General features: G+C 26.6%; 18 protein-coding genes. 16 read left to right on the top strand and 2 right to left on the bottom strand.

Features of this window, described 5'->3' with window-relative positions:
* The first annotated feature begins 1 nt into the window (after nt 1).
* The 16 genes from ACICQF_RS05635 (at nt 2) to ACICQF_RS05560 (ending at nt 11,407) form a co-directional block, all read left to right on the top strand.
* Nucleotides 2-667: an adenylate kinase gene (locus ACICQF_RS05635; protein ID WP_395473089.1), complete on the top strand. Its 666-nt coding sequence runs from the start codon at nt 2-4 to the stop codon at nt 665-667.
* The gene (map, locus tag ACICQF_RS05630; RefSeq protein WP_395473088.1) at nt 660-1,442 is read left to right on the top strand and encodes a type I methionyl aminopeptidase; all 783 of its coding nucleotides are present in this window, start codon (nt 660-662) and stop codon (nt 1,440-1,442) included. The genes ACICQF_RS05635 and map overlap by 8 nt, the downstream gene beginning before the upstream one ends.
* Nucleotides 1,442-1,762 (top strand): translation initiation factor IF-1, encoded by a 321-nt coding sequence (infA, locus tag ACICQF_RS05625; protein WP_348774424.1) that lies wholly within the window; start codon nt 1,442-1,444, stop codon nt 1,760-1,762. Before map ends, infA begins: the two co-directional genes overlap by 1 nt.
* A 21-nt stretch (nt 1,763-1,783) precedes the next feature.
* Entirely contained in the window at nt 1,784-1,897 is a 114-nt protein-coding gene (rpmJ, locus tag ACICQF_RS05620; RefSeq protein WP_174480911.1) for a 50S ribosomal protein L36, read from the top strand.
* A 24-nt stretch (nt 1,898-1,921) separates the two neighbouring features.
* The gene (gene rpsM, locus ACICQF_RS05615; RefSeq protein ID WP_174480910.1) at nt 1,922-2,320 is read left to right on the top strand and encodes a 30S ribosomal protein S13; all 399 of its coding nucleotides are present in this window, start codon (nt 1,922-1,924) and stop codon (nt 2,318-2,320) included.
* A 17-nt stretch (nt 2,321-2,337) separates the two neighbouring features.
* Nucleotides 2,338-2,730 (top strand): 30S ribosomal protein S11, encoded by a 393-nt coding sequence (gene rpsK, locus ACICQF_RS05610; RefSeq protein WP_252319229.1) that lies wholly within the window; start codon nt 2,338-2,340, stop codon nt 2,728-2,730.
* A gap of 18 nt (nt 2,731-2,748) precedes the next feature.
* The gene (locus tag ACICQF_RS05605) at nt 2,749-3,717 is read left to right on the top strand and encodes a DNA-directed RNA polymerase subunit alpha (protein ID WP_395473087.1); all 969 of its coding nucleotides are present in this window, start codon (nt 2,749-2,751) and stop codon (nt 3,715-3,717) included.
* Nucleotides 3,718-3,735: 18 nt separating this feature from the next.
* Nucleotides 3,736-4,101: a 50S ribosomal protein L17 gene (rplQ, locus tag ACICQF_RS05600; protein ID WP_252319218.1), complete on the top strand. Its 366-nt coding sequence runs from the start codon at nt 3,736-3,738 to the stop codon at nt 4,099-4,101.
* A 468-nt stretch (nt 4,102-4,569) separates the two neighbouring features.
* The gene (locus ACICQF_RS05595; protein WP_395473716.1) at nt 4,570-4,968 is read left to right on the top strand and encodes a hypothetical protein; all 399 of its coding nucleotides are present in this window, start codon (nt 4,570-4,572) and stop codon (nt 4,966-4,968) included.
* 9 nt (nt 4,969-4,977) lie between these two features.
* Nucleotides 4,978-5,898, top strand: coding sequence for a M60 family metallopeptidase (locus tag ACICQF_RS05590; RefSeq protein ID WP_395473086.1), 921 nt, complete (start codon nt 4,978-4,980; stop codon nt 5,896-5,898).
* An 86-nt stretch (nt 5,899-5,984) separates the two neighbouring features.
* On the top strand, nt 5,985-6,935 hold the full coding sequence (locus tag ACICQF_RS05585; RefSeq protein ID WP_395473085.1) for an IS30 family transposase: 951 nt from the start codon (nt 5,985-5,987) through the stop codon (nt 6,933-6,935).
* Between the two features lie 402 nt (nt 6,936-7,337).
* Nucleotides 7,338-7,556 (top strand): hypothetical protein, encoded by a 219-nt coding sequence (locus ACICQF_RS05580; RefSeq protein ID WP_395473084.1) that lies wholly within the window; start codon nt 7,338-7,340, stop codon nt 7,554-7,556.
* A 17-nt stretch (nt 7,557-7,573) separates the two neighbouring features.
* Nucleotides 7,574-8,209: a hypothetical protein gene (locus ACICQF_RS05575; RefSeq protein WP_395473083.1), complete on the top strand. Its 636-nt coding sequence runs from the start codon at nt 7,574-7,576 to the stop codon at nt 8,207-8,209.
* Nucleotides 8,210-8,336: 127 nt separating this feature from the next.
* Nucleotides 8,337-9,074, top strand: coding sequence for a hypothetical protein (locus ACICQF_RS05570; RefSeq protein WP_395473082.1), 738 nt, complete (start codon nt 8,337-8,339; stop codon nt 9,072-9,074).
* A 379-nt stretch (nt 9,075-9,453) separates the two neighbouring features.
* Nucleotides 9,454-10,083 (top strand): hypothetical protein, encoded by a 630-nt coding sequence (locus ACICQF_RS05565; protein ID WP_395473081.1) that lies wholly within the window; start codon nt 9,454-9,456, stop codon nt 10,081-10,083.
* Between the two features lie 148 nt (nt 10,084-10,231).
* Entirely contained in the window at nt 10,232-11,407 is a 1,176-nt protein-coding gene (locus tag ACICQF_RS05560; RefSeq protein WP_395473080.1) for a TIR domain-containing protein, read from the top strand.
* Between the two features lie 76 nt (nt 11,408-11,483).
* On the opposite strand, the gene rpoC is transcribed toward ACICQF_RS05560, so the two are convergent.
* Together rpoC and ACICQF_RS05550 are read right to left on the bottom strand one after the other, a co-directional pair.
* Nucleotides 11,484-15,242, bottom strand: coding sequence for a DNA-directed RNA polymerase subunit beta' (gene rpoC / locus ACICQF_RS05555; RefSeq protein ID WP_395473079.1), 3,759 nt, complete (start codon nt 15,240-15,242; stop codon nt 11,484-11,486).
* Nucleotides 15,243-15,260: 18 nt separating this feature from the next.
* Nucleotides 15,261-18,971: a DNA-directed RNA polymerase subunit beta gene (locus ACICQF_RS05550; RefSeq protein ID WP_395473078.1), complete on the bottom strand. Its 3,711-nt coding sequence runs from the start codon at nt 18,969-18,971 to the stop codon at nt 15,261-15,263.
* Between the last annotated feature and the right edge of the window lie 32 nt (nt 18,972-19,003).

Below are 19,003 nucleotides of genomic sequence, written 5' to 3'. Positions count from 1 at the left end.
GATGAATTTAATTATTTTAGGTCCACCAGGATCAGGGAAAGGGACACAGTCACAGTTTCTGAAAGAACAATATAATTTAATGCATTTATCAACTGGTGATTTGTTTCGTGATGAAATCACAAAACAATCACCAGTAGGTAAAAAAGCTCAAACTTATGTTAATAAGGGTCAATATGTTCCTGATGAGATTACAAATGAGATTATTAGTAATACTTTAAAAAATATTAAACATAATTTTATTCTTGATGGTTATCCAAGAACAATCTCACAAGTAGCATCATTAGACAAAGTATTAACAAGTTTGAATGAAACGCTTTCAATGGTATTGTATCTAGATATTAATGAAGAAACAGTTATTAAACGTTTGTCTTCAAGAGTTACTTGTCCTCAATGTAAAGCAATTTATAATCTTAATTTCCTACCACCAAAGATTACTGGTATTTGTGATAATGATGGGGTAAAATTAATTAAGCGAATTGATGATAGTGATGAAAAGACAATTATCAATCGTTTAAAAACTTACAAAGTAGCAACGGCACCATTGGTAGATTCTTATCAAGAACGTGGACTGTTAAGAACAGTGGATGTCAACCAAGATAATAGTGATATTAAAAAACAAATTAAATCATATTTATCATCATTAAAAGGAAATAAAAATAATGGTTAGCATTAAAAGTCAAAGTGAAATTCAAAATATCAAAGCCGCTAGTCAAGTTGTAGCACTTATTCATAAAGAGTTAGCAAAGATAATAAAAGTTGGGATAACGGGTAAAATACTTGATAAAGTGGCAGCACAAATTATTAAAGAAAATAATGCTGTACCTTCTTTTTTAAATTATCATGGGTTTCCTGCCACAATTTGTGTTTCAGTTAATGAACAATTAATTCATGGCATTCCTAATGATAAACCTTTTAAAATGAATGATATTGTGAAAATTGATGCTGGTGCTGCTGTTAATGGTTATCATGCAGATGCTGCCTTTACAATGTGTGTTGGTGGGAAACCAACACCAGAACAAGCAAAACTTATTAATGTGACTAAAGAATCATTAAATAAAGCAATAGCAATTGTTGCACCAGGAGTTAGAATTGGTGATATTAGTAACGCCATTCAAACTTATGTAGAAAGCGAAGGCTTTTATTTACCAACATCATATACTGGGCATGGTATTGGTAAAAAACTCCACGAAGACCCAGCTATTCCTAATATTGGTAAGCCCAACACTGGAATAAAATTGCAGTCAGGAATGACAATTTGTATTGAACCAATGGTTCAAACAACAACTGATAAAATTCTGGTTTTAAGTGATAAGTGAACAGTAGTTGCTGCTGATAAACAGCAGACTGCTCACTTTGAACACACTATCCTAGTAACTAATGATGGATGTGAAGTACTAACAATACTTAATGAAAATCAAAAAAATAATGAGGAATGTAATTAATGGCTAAACCAAAACAAGTAGTTAAACCCAAAGTTCAAAAAGTAAAAAAAACTAATGATAGTACTATTGAATGTGAAGGTATAGTAATAGAAGTCTTACCTAATGCTAGATTTAAAGTAAAGTTGAATGAATATGACTTTACTCCTATTGTAAGACCATCTGGTCGTATGCAAACACATAAAATTAAAATTATCAAAGGTGATCATGTAAAAGTTGAATTATCAACTTATAATTTAACTGAAGGACGAATTACTTTTCGTAACAGAATGGCTACTACACATTTACCGATAAATAAAGATGATGAAAACAAAGAAAACTAATAGTTTAACAGGAGGAAAATGATGAAAGTACAAGCATCAGTTAAAAAAATTTGTGACAAATGTCAACCAATCAAACGTAAAAAACGTAATGTAATCATTTGTGAAAATCCTAAACATAAGCAACGTCAAGGATAGAAATATTAAGGAGGAAAAATAAATATGACATCAAATACTAATAATGCAAGTCGAAGAATTGCGCAAGTAAATATTCCTGGAAATCAACATACAGTAATTGGTTTAACAAGAATTTATGGAATTGGTCGCAGCAAATCTTCAGAAATATTAAAAGAACTAAAAATTGAAGAAACTAAAAAAATTAATGAATTAACAGAAAAAGAATTAAGTTCAATTAGTCAATTAATTGAAAAGAAATATAAAACTGAAGGTGAACTAAGACGTGAAGTGTCTTTAAACATTAAGAGATTAATGGAAATTGGATGTTATCGTGGTATTCGTCATCGTAAAGGATTACCAGCCAGAGGACAATCAACAAAAACTAATGCAAGAACTTGCAAGGGACCACGTAAAACGGTTGCTAACAAGAAAAAAGCAAGTTAATTAGGAGGAAAAAAATAATGAATATAAAAACAACAGTAAAGAAAAAAATTAAAGTTAATCCTAATTTTATTAAAGCAAAAGCATTTATTAAAGCAAGTTTTAATAATACTATTGTTACTATTACTGATCTTAATGGTAATGTTATTGCTTGATCAAGTGCTGGAGCAGTAGGTTTCAAAGGAACTCGTAAATCAACTCCTCACTCAGCACAGTTAGCAGCTGAAGCTGCAGGTAAAACTGCTATGGAACACGGAGTTAAAATTTTAAGTGTTTTTGTTAATGGAACAGGACCAGGAAGAGAACCATCAATTCGTAGTTTACAAGCAGTAGGTTTTGAAATCAAAGATTTAAATGATGTGACACCAATCCCTCATAATGGTTGTCGTCCACCAAAAAAACCAAGAAAATAAAGTAGGTGAAAATAAAACATGGAACAACAATTTTTAAAACCAAAATTTAGTTTAAACAGTGAAAATAGTGCTATTAATTACAGTGAATTTATTGTGAGTCAATTAGAACGTGGTTATGGAACAACTTTAGCTAATGCCTTAAGAAGAACATTATTATCTTCAGTACCAGGTATTTCTGTATATGCAATTAGAATAAGTGGTGTATCTCATGAATTTACTGCAGTTAAAGGTGTAATTGAAAATGTTTCTGAAATAATTTTAAATGTTAAGGACTTAGTTTTAGCTTTTGATGGTGATATTCAAAAGGACGAAAAAATTGCTAATTTAAAAATTAGTATTACTGGTGAACAAGATATTACTGCCGGAGATATTATTTGTCCAACTGATGTTAGAGTAGTTAATCCAAAATTAATTATTGCTCGAACAACTTCAAGAAATGTTCTTTTTGAAATGGAATTAATGGTAAAGAAATCTCGTGGTTATTCTTCATTTGAGGAAAATAAAAAAGAAATTGCTAATAGTTCAGGCATTATTGCTATTGATTCAAACTTTTCACCTGTTGAAAAAGTTGATTATAAAATTGAACCTGTAACTAAAACATTAAAAGGTATTGAATATGAAAAATTAATTCTTCGTGTACAAACTAATGGTTCAGTTAAAGCAGCATCAGCTATTGCAATGGCAGCTAAAATTTTAATGAGTCATATTGAGTTTTTTGTTAATTTAGATGATAATGTTAAAAACTTTGAAGTTATTTCAATTACTAATGAGCAAGAAAATAATGATTTAAACAAAGCCTTAGAAGAATTGAATTTAACTGTTCGTTCATACAATTGTTTAAAACGTGATGGTTATAAAACTTTGGGTGATATTGTAACTAAAAGTTTAGATGAAATTAAACAAATTAAACATTTAGGTTCAAAATCAATTAAAGAAATTGAAGATTGTGTATCAAAACATAATTTAGAGTTTTCTATTAAAAACTAAGAAGGAGGATAAGAAAAAATGTCATATATTAACGATATCGGAAGAAATAGTGCTAAAGTAGATGCTGAAATCCGTAATTTAGCAAGTGAATTAATTGTTCATGGAAAATTAGTTTTGTTAGAAAAAAGAGCAAAAAGATTACAAACATTTATTGAACCTTTAGTAACGTTAGCTAAACGTGGTGATTTGCATTCAAGAAGAATGGCAATTGCTAAATTGCGTAAAATTACAACTAAAGAGCATCCAAAGGATGGTGTTATTCCAACATTATTTGGCAATATTGCTGAAAGATATAAAGACCGTAAAGGTGGATATACAAAGTTAATTAAAGTAGATAATAGAACTGGTGATAATGCACCAATGGTATTAATTACTTTTGTTTAATTAAAAATATTAAAGCAAGAAAATTTTGGAAAGAGTAAAGCATTTTTATGTTTTCTCTTTTTTATATGTTGACAATTTTAAATAAAATTGTATTTTTTAATACAATTATTGATAAATATTTTTTTATGGTATTTTTATTATTTCAATGTTATATTACATATATAAGTTTTATTTTATAAAAATTTATAGATTATTACTCCTTATTTTTGTAAGGAGTTTTTAGTTTTTTTAATTAAAAATAAAACTTATATATTTGATCGGGATAGTATTTGGATTATTTGTATATAAAACAATAATTATCAAAAAAATATCAGTCAATAATTAAAATTATTTTTGTAAAGAAATTTACTAGATATAGTAATTTTTAAATATTTATCTCAAATAAAGGAGAAAAAATATGAAAAAAATGGTTGTTGCTAATGCACAAGGTATTGTTGAAGAAAATCTTACTAATTTACTCCAACAGGAATTTTTGTAGTTAAAGGATCAAAAATAACAATAAAATTATTAGAAAATGATGAATATTTACTTAGCATTTTTATTGGACAATTAGGAAGTTATAAAAATTTAAATGATGGTCAAATTTTAAAACCAAAAGAGTATGTTATTAATGAAGAAAATCAAACTATTATTTCTGAAATAGAAGGTATGTTATATCTGTATAATAAAAGTGAAAGTACTGATTACGAAGTATTAATTACTGCTGAATCAGAAGTAGAAGATCCAACATTTGTTACTAGTAAAATAATAAATAAAAAATATAATGAAACATTAAATAATAACATTAATTCACGATTTGCTAAAATTATTGTTGAAGATCCAATAGAAGTTCCAACATTTGTTGTTGTATCAACAACAAATGAATAATTTCAACAAATGTTATATGATAATATAGAATCACCATTTGTTGAAATTATTGGAGAACATGTTTTTGGAACATTCCAAATGGAACTTGCAAAAGAATTATGAATAGATGAAGATCCTAATAACTATAATATTAATGAAACATTTACTCGTTTAGATAAGGTTTATGAATTAACAAGTACAGTTAGTGGATTAAATTTAGAATATAATGGTATTGCTCGAAAGGTTAATAATAAAATACATATTACAAATCCTGATACTGGTGCAGGATATGCTAGTGCAACACACTATCATATTATTATTCAACAAGCTACTGGTGCAGGAAAAGCATTATTTAAGAAGAAACCTAATGAGGGTTGATATATATGACATGAGATAGGACACACATTTCAAAATCCACGTTATAAATGAAATGATCTAACTGAAGTTACAGTAAATATTAGTGCGCTTTGAGTTGAAAGAGAATTTGGATTTCAAAATAACTTAATTAAATGACATGCTGATAAAGATATTAAAGAATTCATTTTAAATTCAAATGCTGATAAAAATTTTGATAAACAATCACTTTTTGTTAAATTAGGTATGTTTTGACAATTATATCAGGCCTTTGGAAAATGATTTTATTCAACTTTAAATCAATCTTGTCGATTATTAGATAATAAGTTATTACCAACTGATAATGAATTAAAAAAACAATTTTTTATTCAAATGACTTCAAAAATAGCTAATCGAAATCTAATTCCATTCTTTGCTAAATGAGGAATTAAAGCTGATGAAGATACTGAAAACATTGTAAGTAAATATCCAAAGTTAACAAAAGAGATTTGAAATAATATCTTTGATGGTCATTATGATGATGATGCTATTGTTGAACATGAATTGCGAAGTTATCAACCAGTGCAAGAAGTAAAAGTTGCTGAATTATACTTGTAAGTGCAAGTAAATAAAATTGCAAAAAATTCTCATATAAAAATTTCATAATGCTAAATTTAGTTTAGAAAAAAGTAAGGAGTTTTTATATGAGTTATAAACATCTTGGCATAGATGAAAGGATTTATATTGAGAATCAATTGAAATTTAAATTTAAAATTAGTGAAATAGCTAAAAATCTTAATCGAAGTATTAGTACTATTATTCGAGAAATTAATAGAAATAAAGATAATAATCATTATTTTTCATTAATTGCACAAAATAAAGCTGAAAATCGAAAACAATCACATATTAGTTTTCATAAGTTTAAAAATAAGAATTTAGTAAAATATGTACAACAAAAATTACTATTAGGTTGATCACCTGAACAAATTTATGGCAGAATTAAAAATTTTCATAAAGAGTGAGTTATTAGTTTTAAAACAATTTATACTTGAATTTATTTTGGAATGCTTGATAAAGTTACTAGTAAAAATTTAAGAAGAAAATGTAAAAAACGAAAATCTCAAGAGAATCGTGGCAAGTTTAATGGTAAATCAATTAAAGAACGAGATATAAATGTTAATGATCGTATAACACTTGGTCATTGAGAAGGAGATACTATAGTATCATCACGAGGTAAAAGCAAATCATGTTTAATAACTTTAGTTGAAAGAGTATCACGATTTACTTTAGCAATATTAGTTAAAAACAGAACTACTAAAGTTATTAATAAAAATGTCAGTTATTATTTATCAATTCTTCCTAAAAACATTGTTAAAACTATTACTTTTGATCGTGGCAAAGAATTTTCAAATTGACAACAACTTGAAAAAAATTTAGATGTAAAAATTTATTTTGCCAATCCATATTCACCTTGACAAAGAGGTACTAATGAAAATACTAATGGTTTAATTAGAGAAAAATTTACTAAAAAATTTATTTTTTCAAAAACTAATAAAAATGAAGTTCATAAATTTATATTGTCTTTAAATCAAAGACCGAGAAAAATATTAAATTATCTTTCACCAATCGAATATTTGGATAGAAAAATAATTTAGTTGCACTTACCTTTACAATTTAGCGTTCTATTATTTTTAATTTTAGTTCCTTACTATATCTTGTCATAAAAAGAGTCTCCTTACTAACTCAAAACATTGTTTTTTGCAACTTAGGGGTGACCCTTTCACATATTCAAAAATTTGTAAAATACACTTAATAAATATTTATTTTTTATTATGTCTATGTATAATTAAGATTAAATTAAGTATCACAATTCAATTAAGTATCATAATTCACCGCAAGATAATTCATTAATTATTTTGTTTTTTGTGTTATGATTATTTTGTTAGTAAAAAAATATATAAAATTAATAATGCTGTCGAGGATTTTTATATACGGAAGAAAATTTTTATATTAAAAAAGTTTATTATGGTGCTTATGTTAAAAATATAGTTTTGCCTATGAGTGCTATTTTAAATAATAAACGTAATGAAATTGGTATTAAAAATTTAGGGATTAATGATAAAAAATTACGTAATAATGCAATTCGGACTAAAAGAAAATTAATACATAAAGCGTATCATAATTTTTATAATTCAAAGGTTTTAAGTTTTGTTACTTTGACTTATGCTGATAATATGCAAGATATTGATAAAGCAAAACATGATATTTCTATTTAAAAAATGGTTATTCTTATTTGGTTAATTATAATGATGTTTTTACTTTTAATCAGTTAGCAAGTAATTATGCTTTTGAAGAAGAAGATTTAATAATTTTAGATGAATTAGCATTAAAGATAAATTCTAATGATTTAGGAGTACAGTTTAAAAATCAACAAGAAAGTTTAGGACAATTTTGTAAGTTAATAGGTCATATGTTTAATGGTACTATGTATTTTATTGAACAACATCCTAATAGAATACCAGTACAAGCAAGAGAAAAAGTAGAGTATGTTGTGCAAGTTAAAAGAATGCGTTTTTTGGGCTTTGTTGTTATATTTAATCTTAATTTATATACTAATATTGATGATTATAATAAAGTAGTGTTTTCACGACGTATAACAAAGAAAATGATTAAAAAAGGCATTATACCTCCAAGTTATAGTGGTGAAGCAATGGCTATGACTTTATTTTTTCCTAGACACTGGTTAAAAAGGTATAATTCACGTGCTTTACATTATGTGCATGAACTTAAAAGTGAATTGTCACCTAGAAAATACTTTAAAGAAGCAAGTAGTATTGATATGACTTATACTGATATTAAGTCTGCTGGTTTAGATAAATTAGATAATATTTTAAAGAAAAAAGATAAACCTAAAAATAAAGATAAATAAAAATAGTTATAGTCCCAGTAGGTTCACTGGGACTATAACTTGGGTGAGCCACGTAGTGGCGAGGGACGTAGTCCCTATATACTTGATATCAATATCATATTTCATGTTATTTGAAAGGAAAATTAAATTGAGTCAAAATGAAGTATTTAGTTGAATAGGTGTTATTTCTGGTTCTAGCTTACTTATTTCTTTTATATTACTTTTAATGTTTTTACTAATAAAATTTTTATTAAATTATAAACAAAAAAACAAAGTTAAAAGAATACTTTCTTCAAATGATTTTAGTCAAATCATAGGAACGAAAAAAGAATTAAAAATAAAACTAAGAAAATATTTTAAAGAAATATTTATTAGAGATGTTGATATAAATTTATTTAAAAAATTTCTAAAATCAGAAAGTGGAATTAATAAAAAACCAACAAAAATTGCCTGAAATTTTTTTATAATTTTGACAAGTTCAATATTAGTAAATAAATCCGAAGGAAGAGTTTCTGAAGCAATTAAAAGTATTAAAAATACTTTTGATGAAAGTAAACAATTATTATTAACTTCCGATAACAATAACTTAGTAACAGATGTAATTTTAAAAATTATGAATTTAAAAATCAGACCAATCTTAATTGCTAGTAGATCACTAACAAAAATAGACACTAATTGTAATTTCATCATTAATGATGAAAATTTAAGCAAAGAAGAAATCGAAGATTTTTGAAAACAAATTGATAAAGTTAGAAAAGATTTAATAGAAAACAAATATTTATATTTTATTTCAATACTTTCACTTTCAACTGCAACTAATGAACAACTCAAAAAATTATTAAACTACACAAATCAGTATAAAATACATAAAAAAGAAGCATTATAACAATAATTTTTTTAAAAAATTCTTATATTATGTTGCTTTTTAATAGATTTTTTAAATTATATATGTATATAATTAAAATGGAATATTATTATTAATATCATAATAATTTTCAACAAATATTAATAAGAATCTAAAATAAAATTAATAACTAACAGAAAACAAGTAACTATTTAATTAAAAAATTATAATACTAAATTTTTTTATTTTTTTAAACTAATACCCCAAATTATAAATATAAAAGTTATGTATTTTTTATACTATTATGTTTAACATTTTATGGATAAAACTAAGGAAAAGCAAATTGACTACAACTAAAATATTTAATTGAATAGCTTATATTTCAAGTATCGCTTTACTTATTTTTTTCATATTACTTTTAATGTTTTTACTAATAAAATTTTTATTAAATTATAAACAAAAAAACAAAGTTAAAAGAATACTTTCTTCAAATGATTTTAGTCAAATCATAGGAACGAAAAAAGAATTAAAAATAAAACTAAGAAAATATTTTAAAGAAATATTTATTAGAGATGTTGATATAAATTTATTTAAAAAATTTCTAAAATCAGAAAGTGGAATTAATAAAAAACCAACAAAAATTGCCTGAAATTTTTTTATAATTTTGACAAGTTCAATATTAGTAAATAAATCCGAAGGAAGAGTTTCTGAAGCAATTAAAAGTATTAAAAATACTTTTGATGAAAGTAAACAAATATTATTAACTTCCGATAACAATAACTTAGTAACAGATGTAATTTTAAAAATTATGAATTTAAAAATCAGACCAATCTTAATTGCTAGTAGATCACTAACAAAAATAGACACTAATGGTAATTTCATCATTAATGATGAAAATTTAAGCAAAAAAGAAATCGAAGATTTTTGAAAACAAATTGATAAAGTTAGAAAAGATTTAATAGAAAACAAATACTTATATTTTATTTCAATAATTTCACTTTCAACTGCAACTAATGAACAAATCAAAAAATTATTAAACTACACAGATTAAAATATTAAATGTTTAAATAAAATATAAGTAAAAACAAATTTAAATTTTTAAAACAATATCTTTAAAATTACCTATTAAGACTTATGTTTTATAATTTTTTTGATTATAAAACATAAGTCTTAATAATGTTAAAAAAAGGAGTTAAACAGTGAGAAAAATTTTTATTTCATATCATCATCTAAGAGAACAAGAAGAAAAAGACCAATTAGCAGAGTTAATTAAAAAGTATGCTAATTATTTAAATATAAAAGACATGTCTGTAGAAATAGGGGATATTGATACCACATGATCAAATAATGAAATAGCTAAAACTATTAGACAAAATCATTTAAAAGATACAACTATTACTATTCTTATTCTAGGAATACATACAAAATGTAGACAACATATTGACTGAGAAATTGAAGCTTCATTAAATAAATATGGAAGTTTAAATAGAAGAAAGAAAATAAATAGTTTTATAATACTTTTAACTGCTGATTTTATTAAAAAAGCAAAAACAAATTGTAATTTTAATAACACTTGTGATTATTCTTCTTTAATCACCCAAGAAAATGCTGGTCAAAGAATATATGAAACCGTAATAAATAAACATGCAATTATTGCTACTTATGATGAAATCTTTTCAGATATAATAATTCTTAAAAATTTACTTGATAAAGTTCAATCTAATCATAAAAAAGAAGAAATGTTTTATCAAAATGTTATCAGCCCTAGTTTTTTAAAACCAACTGTTTTAAGAGATAATAATAAAGATACTGTTTTTAATGAAAAAAAAGAAATAGATAATACAAAATTATCTTCAAATAAAGATAATGGTTTTAAAGAAGAAGATAGTGATATTGAAATACTTTCTGAATCAGACGAAGAAATAGATAATGCAAAATTAACTTCAAATAAAGATAATGATTTTAACGAAGATGATGATAGTAATATCGTAGTACCTTCTAAATCAGAGGAAAAAATAAATAATGTAATATTAACTTTAAGTCAAGATAGTGAAATTAACAATCAATTACTACAAGAAATTACAACGGACTTTACTAAAGATGATAATAAAAGTAATCTTTTAAGAAAATTATCTTTAAAACATAATAGTAAAGATAATGGAATTGGTAGTGAACTACAAGAAACAAGTATACTGAAAGACGAAAATTTTAAAAGAATACATCTCCATAAAAAAGATAATTCAGAAGAATGTGAAGCAAAAGAAAAATCTGAAAAAACAATGCAAGTGTTTAATAAAAAAACAAAAAAATTTATAAATTCTGGTAAAATTAATTATACACAAGAATGTCCAGAAATATATTTATCCTATCTTTAAAACATACAACTAGTAAAATAAAATATAAATATTTAAAAAGTGAGAATTTTATTCTCACTTTTTATTTTAATTTAATTTAGTATTCTTCTTCAAGTGAAGAATTACCCATACCTATTAACTTCTCAGTTGGCATTAAACCAGTACCGGCCGGTATCAAGTTTCCTAAAATAACATTTTCCTTTAAACCACGTAAATTATCTTGTTTTGACTTAATAACAGCATTAGTTAATACTCTTGTTGTATCTTGGAAAGAAGCAGCAGCCAAGAATGATTCTGATTCTAATGGTGCTTTTTTAATCCCTAAAATAATTGGATGACCAAAAGCAGGTTTTTTACCAGCAACAATAATTTTGGCATTAACATTCTTAAATTCTTTGATATCAACAATCGCTCCAGGCAATAATGGTGAATCATTACCTTCAACTACAAAAATACGATTCAACATTTGTTTTACAATAATTTCAATATACTTATCAGAAATTTCAATTCCTTGTAAACGATAAACACGTTGTACTTCTTTTAAAATATATTGTTGAACTTCAATGATTCCTGCTACTTCTAATAATTGTGTAATATTAATTGCACCTTCAGTTAGTTTTTGGCCAATCTTAACATTATCACCAATTTTAATTCTTACCTGCGCATTATATTGAGTTTTGTATTCTTTATAGTCAAGTTTTGACTTTACAGTAATTGTATAAATTCCTTGCTCTTCACGAATATCTGTTACTTTACCATCAAATTCACTAATAATAGCAACAGCACCTTTGGGATTAGTAATATCTAATAATTCTTTAATTCTTGGTAATCCTTGGGTAATATCACTACCACCAGCAACTCCTCCAGTATGGAAAGTTCTCATCGTTAGTTGAGTTCCTGGTTCACCAATTGATTGCGCTGCAATAATTCCAACTGCTTCGCCAATAGCAACAATAGAACCTGTTATTAAATTAATACCATAACATTTTTGACAAACACCATAACTTGCTTCACAAGTTAAAACTGAACGAATATTTATTTTTGTAATTTTTGCCTCTAATATTGTTTCTACTAATTTTTCAGTAATTAATTCATTATTTGCAACAATTACATTATTTTTACTATCAACAACGTCACCTTGAACAAAACGTCCAAATAAACGGTCACGTAACGGCACAATAATATTATTACGTTTTTGGTCAACAACGTCACTAATTATAAAGCCATTACCGGTATTACAATCTTCTTCAGTAACAATAATATCTTGTGAAACGTCAACTAGTCTTCTTGTTAAATAACCTGAGTCAGAAGTTTTAAGCGCCATATCTGCCATTCCTTTACGAGCACCATGGGTAGAAATAAAGAACTCTGAAACATTTAATCCTTCACGGAATGAAGATTTAATTGGTAATTCAATAACTTCTCCTTTTGGATTATTCATTAAACCACGCATCCCTACTAATTGAGTAAAGTTACTAATATTAGTTCTAGCACCTGAATCTCACATCATAAAGATTGGATTTTCAATATCTTTTCTTAAAACTGTTTCTAGTTCAACTTGAATATTGTTTTTAATACCACTTCATTTATTAATAATATGGTAATGACGCTCACGATTAGTTAACATACCTTGTTTATAAAACTTGTTAATTGTTTTAACATATTCATCTGCTTCTTTAAATAATCTTGTTTTACCTGAATAAGATACAACATCGCCTGCAGAAATTGTTGTTCCTGAAATTGTTGAAAATTTAAAACCAAGATTTTTCATTTTATCTAACATTTGTGCAGTTAATTGAGTTCCAAAAGTTTTAAAATATTTATGAATAATATCTGCTAAAGCTTTTTTCTTAAATGGTTCAACAATAACTCTTTTTTTAATAAATTCACGAAAATCAACATCAGTGGCAACTAAATCTTCATTATGATTTTCAGTTAAATTAATAATATTTGGGCGATTAATAAATGGCATTCTTTCTGAAAACATTTGATTAAAAATAATCTTACCAATAGTAGTAATTAAAAATTTATTTTGATCGGTAGCAGCAAATTTACTTGCACCTAAACTAGCAACACGAATTCCAATAATAGCATGTAATGAAACCTGTTTTGTATCATAAGCTTTAATTGCTTCATTAACATCTTTAAAAATTGAACCTTGACCTAATTCATCTAATTTTTCAATAGTTAAATAATAATTACCAAGAACCATATCTTGAGTTGGCGTAACAATTGGTTTACCATCTTTAGGACTTAAAATATTTTTTGAACCTAACATTAAACTTCTTGCTTCAGCTACTGCTTCTTGAGTAATTGGCACGTGAACAGCCATTTGGTCACCATCAAAGTCAGCATTAAAAGCAGGAGTTACTAGTGGGTGTAAACGAATAGCTTTCCCTTTAACTAGAATTGGTTCAAATGCTTGAATTCCTAAACGGTGTAAAGTTGGAGCACGGTTTAATAAGACAGGACGATCTTTAATTACTTCTTCTAAAACATCTCAAATTCGTTCATCTTGAATTTCAATTAATTTTTCAGCAATTTTAATATTTAAAGCTAATTCTTGATGAACTAATCTTTGCACAACAAAAGGTTTGAACAAAATAATTGCCATATCACGAGGAATACCACATTGATACATTTTTAATTCCGGACCAACAGCAATAACGCTTCGACCTGAATAATCAACACGCTTACCTAATAAGTTTTGACGGAAACGTCCTTGTTTTCCTTTTAATGTTGAAGTTAAAGATTTTAATGGACGTTTATCTCTTCCTGTTACTGGACGTGCTTTACGTTCATTATCAAATAAAGCATCAACTGATTCTTGCAACATTCTTTTTTCATTATTAATAATTAAGATTGGTGCTCCCATTTGTTTTACTTTTTTTAAGCGTTCATTACGAATAATAATTCTTCGATATAAATCATTAATTTCTGATGTTGTAAAACGACCACCATCTAACTGAATAATTGGACGAATATCAGGTGGAATCACCGGAATAGCATGTAATACCATTCATTCTGGTTTATTTCCTGATTTAGCAAATGAATCAATAACATCTAAACGACGTTCTAGTTTTCTACGATCAGTTTGTGATTTCTTGTTTGTCAATTGTTTTTTAATGGCAAGAAATTCTTTTTCTAAATTAATATTTTTTAATAAATACTCAATAGCTGAAGCACCAATTCCAAATTTTGTTCCAGTATGTTTAGTAATAAATTGAGCACATTCATCCATTGAAAATGGACGTGAAGTATCTGCTAAAGTATCAGTTAACATTTGAGCACGAGTATAAGCAAAAGAAGAAGGTTCTAATTGTTCTAAAATTTGTGCAAATACTTTACGTAAACGATTACGAGTATCAGTTGAAGATTTAGCATTACCTAAATCCATAATCATTTTTTGTTTTAAACCTTTAGCAGTCCCTGGATCTAAAACAATATAAGAAACAAAATATGCTACTTCTTCTAAGTCTTTAGCTTTCATATCTAATGCTAACGCAATTCTTGAAGGAGAAGCCTTTAACATTCAAATATGAGTTACTGGTTCTTCTAACTCAATGTGTCCTAAACGTTCACGTCGAACAATTGCTTCAGTAATTTCTACTAAACAACGTTCACAAACTTTACCTTTATTTTTTATTTTCTTATATTTACCACAAGTACATTCATAATTTTTAGTTGGTCCAAATATTCGTGCATCAAATAATCCATCTTTTTCAGGTTTTAATGACTTATAATTAATTGTTTCTGGCTTTGTAATTTCTCCATGTGATCATGAGCGAATTTGATCGGGAGAAGCAAGAGAAATTTTAAGGGCAGTATAATGTTTTGAATTTTTTTGTATTTGCATATATTTATTACTCCTTTTCTAATCCTCAAGATAACTTTCGACTTCTTCATCGTAAGTTACCACTTTTTTTTCTTGACCTTTTTCGTCAATTAACACAATATTTATTCCTAAACCTTGTAGTTCTTTTGTTAAAACATTAAATGATTCAGGGATACCTGGCGTTGGAATTTGTTTATTACGTAGAATCGCTTCATAAGTTTTAATTCTACCTTTAATATCATCAGATTTAATAGTTAGGATTTCTTGTAAAGTATGAGCAGCACCATAAGCTTCTAATGCTCAAACTTCCATTTCTCCAAATCTTTGTCCACCATTTTGTGCCTTACCACCTAATGGTTGTTGAGTAATTAATGAATATGGACCCACATTACGAGCATGTAATTTATCATCTACCATGTGTGATAGTTTTAACATATACATAACACCAACTGAAATTTTCTTGGCAAACTTTTCACCAGTTAAACCATCATATAATGTTAATTTATCAAAGTCATTATATTTTGCTTCTTTCATAATATCTAACAAGTCTTGATTTTTTGCACCATCAAAAACAGGGGTTGCTACTTTAATTCCTAAAGTTTTAGCAGCCATTCCTAAGTGTAATTCAAGAATTTGTCCAATATTCATCCGCGATGGTACTCCTAATGGATTTAACATAATATCAACCGGTGTTCCATCTTCTAGGAAAGGCATATCTTCAATTGGTAAGACTTTAGAAATAACACCTTTATTTCCGTGTCTTCCAGCCATTTTATCTCCTTCTCGAATTTTACGTTTTTGTACAATAAATACTTTAACTACTTCTTCTACTTCTGAAGGTAAGTCAAAACCATCTTCACGTTTATAACGTTTAATACCTTGAACAATTCCACCACCACCATTAGGTACTCGTAATGAATTATCTTTAACATTACGTGATTTTTCACCAAAAATAGCTGCTAATAATTTTTCTTCAACAGTTGATTGTGTTTGACCTTTTGGTGTAACTTTACCAACAATAATATCTCCTTCTTTAACTTCAGTTCCAATTAAAACAATTCCTTCATCATCAAGATAACGTCTTGATTGTTCAGAAGTATTAGGGATTTCACGTGTAATTTCTTCTTTACCTTGTTTTGTTTTTCGACATTCTAAATTATATTCTTCAATATGCATTGAAGAATAAACATCATCTTTTACTAAACGTTCACTAATAATAATAGCATCTTCATAGTTATAACCATGTCAAGTCATGAAAGCAATAATTACATTTTGTCCTAATGCAAGTTCACCATCTTTCATTGAAGGTCCGTCTGCTAAAATTTGATTAACTTCAACTTTATCACCAACTTTTACTAATGGCACATGAGTTACTGCTGTTCCTTGATTACTACGTTCAAAACGACTTAACTCATAAGTTGTTATTTCATCTTCTGATTTAATAATAATTTCATGAGAATCAACATATTGTACAACTCCCGGTAAATTAGCAACAATAGCTAATCCTGAGTCACGAGCAACAGCATACTCAACACCCGTACCAACAATTGGTGTTTGTGGTTTTAATAATGGAATTGCTTGACGTTGCATATTAGCACCCATTAAAGCACGGTTAGCATCATCATTTTCTAAAAAGGGAATACAACTTGTAGCTATTGACACAATTTGTTTTGGTGAAACATCAATATATTCAACTTCGTTTGGTCCAACAATAATATTTTGACCATTACTACGAGCAATAACATTATTATTTTTAATAACATTATTAGTATCTAATTCAATATTAGCTTGTGCAATGATATAATTCTTTTCTTCACCGGCAGTTAAATATTTAATTTCATTAGTAATTTTACCTGCAATTACTTGACGGTAAGGTGTTTCAATAAAACCGTATTCATTAATACGAGCATAAGTGGCTAAATTATTGATTAAACCAATATTAGGTCCTTCAGGAGTTTCAATTGGACAAATTCTTCCATAGTGAGAATAGTGAACATCACGAACTTCTAAACTAGCACGATCACGTGATAATCCACCAGGTCCTAAAGCAGTTAAACGTCTTTTATTAGCCAATTCTGCTAATGGATTAGTTTGATCCATAAATTGTGATAATTGTGATAAGTTAAAAAATTCACCAATAACAGCTGTTAATGGTTTATTATTTGTAATATTTGCTGGTTTCATTTTATCACTATCAGTAGTTGACATTTTTTCTTTAACATTTTTTTCAATACGTCCCATTCCGATACGAAATTGGTTTTGTAGTAATTCACCAATTGTACGAATACGACGATTTGCTAAGTGATCAATATCATCAGCATTACCAATACCATGAACAAAATTTAAAATATAAGAAAGAGTTGCTAAAATATCAGCAATAGTAATAATTACTTCTTTACATTTAGGATTAATTCCAACAACATTAATAACTTCATTTAATCTTTCTTTATCATTATAAACTTTAATTAACTGCACATAATGTTTTGTTTCACTATCACTAATTGATGTTTTTAAAGGTACTAAACATGCTCCTTCTTCTAATACTGTTTTTAGAATTTCTAATTGTGATTTACCAATTACTGTTTTTTTGGATAAAACAACTTTACCTCTAATATCTTTAATATCTTCAGCTAGAGTGTAATTTAAAACACGATCTGTAATAGCTAATTTTTGAATTAACTTATATCTTCCTGCTTTTGTTAAATCATATTTTTTTGAATCAAATAATAATCCAGTTAAAAATTTTGCAGCACCATCAACACTGGCAGTTTCTCCAGCTTTAATTTTTTTATAAATTTCTTGTACTGCTGCTGGTCAATTTTGATGTTCATCATATTCATAAGTATTCAATAAAACATCATCTTTACCAATTATATTAATAACATCATCTTTAGTTAATCCTAAGGCAGTAAGTAAAGTGGTTACTGCAATTTTACGTGATTTTTCAATTTTAACTTGAATAATATCTTTAATTGCATTTTTATTACCAACTAATTTATTACGTTTAGAATCAGTTTCAAATTCTAGTCAAGTTCCACGTGATGGAATTAAATCACCTAAAAATTTATATAATCCGGTTTTTGGATCAATTTCAATTTTAAAATATGCACCTGGTGAACGAACTAATTGTGAAACAACAACCTTTTCACTTCCATTAATAATAAAGGTTCCTTTTTGTGTCATTAATGGAAAATCACCTAAAAATACATCTCCTTCACGAGTTAATGTATAATCAACAATTAAAACATCTTCTTCTCTACTTTTAATAGTAACTTCAATAGTTGAAAATTCACTATTAGCATGAACATTTTTTTCTTCAAAATAATATATATTATCGCTAACTTTTGGTTCATTAATGTTTTTAATACCAAATTGGTCTTTAATTCAACGCATTAAATAATCTAAAATATTATCTTTAGCAGCAATAGTTAAATGACGATTATTTTCATGAATTGATAAAGATAATTTTGTATAGATTGGTGCTTCATAAGTTTTTGACTCATCTTTTGCTTCTTTTAATGTTCTTCTTGGTTTACGAAATTCTCAATCAATCAATGATAAAATAATACGATTATCATTATCAGTTACCGGAAATATTTCATTAAATACTTCTTGTATTCCTGTATCAATAAATCATTTATAAGTATCACGTTGAATTGAAATTAAATCAGGAAGATCTAAATTTCCTGATACTTTAGTATAGTCACGTCTTTTTGCATAATGACCAAATTGTTTTGTAGTATATGACATTGGTTCATCTCCAATTTTAAAAATTTATTAAA

This window comes from Spiroplasma endosymbiont of Nomada rufipes, assembly GCF_964277355.1.
GTDB lineage: Bacteria > Bacillota_I > Bacilli_A > Mycoplasmatales > VBWQ01 > Spiroplasma_E.
Note: the sequence above shows the minus strand (reverse complement) of the source record. Positions and strands in the feature narration are given on the sequence as shown.